Below are 1048 nucleotides of genomic sequence, written 5' to 3'. Positions count from 1 at the left end.
CAATCCCGGAGGGGGAGCCCGCATGAAACTTAAACGCATAGGCGTGGATTTGGCAAAGCAGGTTTTTCAAGTTCATGGTGTCGACAGCCATGAGCAGGTCAAATGCCGCAAGCAACTCAAACGGCATCAGATGCTGGATTTTTTCCGCCAACTGGAGCCGTGTGTGGTGGCGATGGAGGCCTGTGGCAGCGCGCATTACTGGGCCCGTGAATTAGGCAAGCTGGGGCATGAGGTGCGTTTAATTGCTCCGCAGTTCGTCAAGCCTTACGTGAAAGGCGGCAAGAACGACGCGAACGATGCGCAGGCAATTTGTGAAGCGGCCAGCAGGCCCACCATGCGTTATGTCGAGGTCAAGACAGTAGAGCAACAGGCGAGCCAGTCGGTGCATCGGATCAGAGGTCGGCTGATCAAGGCTCGAACAGCATTAGTCAACGAAGTTCGTGGGTTGCTGGCCGAGTTTGGTTTGATCGAATCACGCAAAGGCGTTGCGGCAACCCGCGAACTACTGTGTCGGGCGATCGATGATTCAGATAGCAGCATGCCTGGCTCGATGCGAGAGCTGCTGAGGGGGTTGAGCGAAGAGTTGCAAGGGTATGACGAGCGCTTGAAAAAGCTGGAACAACTGATCCAGCGCGAGGCGCGCGAGGATGAGCGGGTCAGACGCTTAATGAAGATCGAGGGGCTCGGCCCGATCAGTGCCACGGCCATCGTCAGTGCTGTTGGCGATGCCAGACAGTTTGCCAGTGGCAGGCAATTCGCGGCCTGGCTGGGACTGGTGCCCAGTCAATACTCCACAGGGGGCAAGGAGCGCCTTGGGGGTATCAGCAAGCGCGGAGACAAATACTTGCGCACGTTGCTGATCCACGGATCGCGCTCAGTGCTCAAGCACTGCCAGAGCAAGACGGACAAGCGCAGTGATTGGCTGAGCCAGCTAATGTGCCGACGCAACAAGAACATCGCCACGGTAGCCTTGGCGAACAAGAATGCCCGGATTATCTGGGCGATCCTCAGCAAGGGTGAACAGTATCAGCCTTGCTGAACAGCAAAG

Annotated in this window: 1 protein-coding gene; it reads left to right on the top strand. The window is 57.1% G+C overall.

Annotated features, from left to right (window positions below; genetic code table 11):
• Positions 1 to 22 precede the first annotated feature (22 nt).
• Positions 23 to 1039, top strand: coding sequence for an IS110 family RNA-guided transposase (locus PSOLE_RS23405; RefSeq protein WP_019436603.1), 1017 nt, complete (start codon positions 23 to 25; stop codon positions 1037 to 1039).
• Positions 1040 to 1048 lie beyond the last annotated feature (9 nt).

Origin of the sequence: Pseudomonas oleovorans subsp. oleovorans, assembly GCF_002197815.1 — a bacterium.
Lineage (GTDB): Bacteria > Pseudomonadota > Gammaproteobacteria > Pseudomonadales > Pseudomonadaceae > Aquipseudomonas > Aquipseudomonas oleovorans.
The sequence above is the reverse complement of the archived record's forward strand: the minus strand, read 5'-3'. Positions and strand labels throughout refer to the sequence as shown.

Bases quoted from the DNA above. Each gene is read 5' to 3' on its own strand.
- PSOLE_RS23405 (WP_019436603.1), top strand. From the start codon at position 23: ATGAAACTTAAACGCATAGGCGTGGATTTGGCAAAGCAGGTTTTTCAA.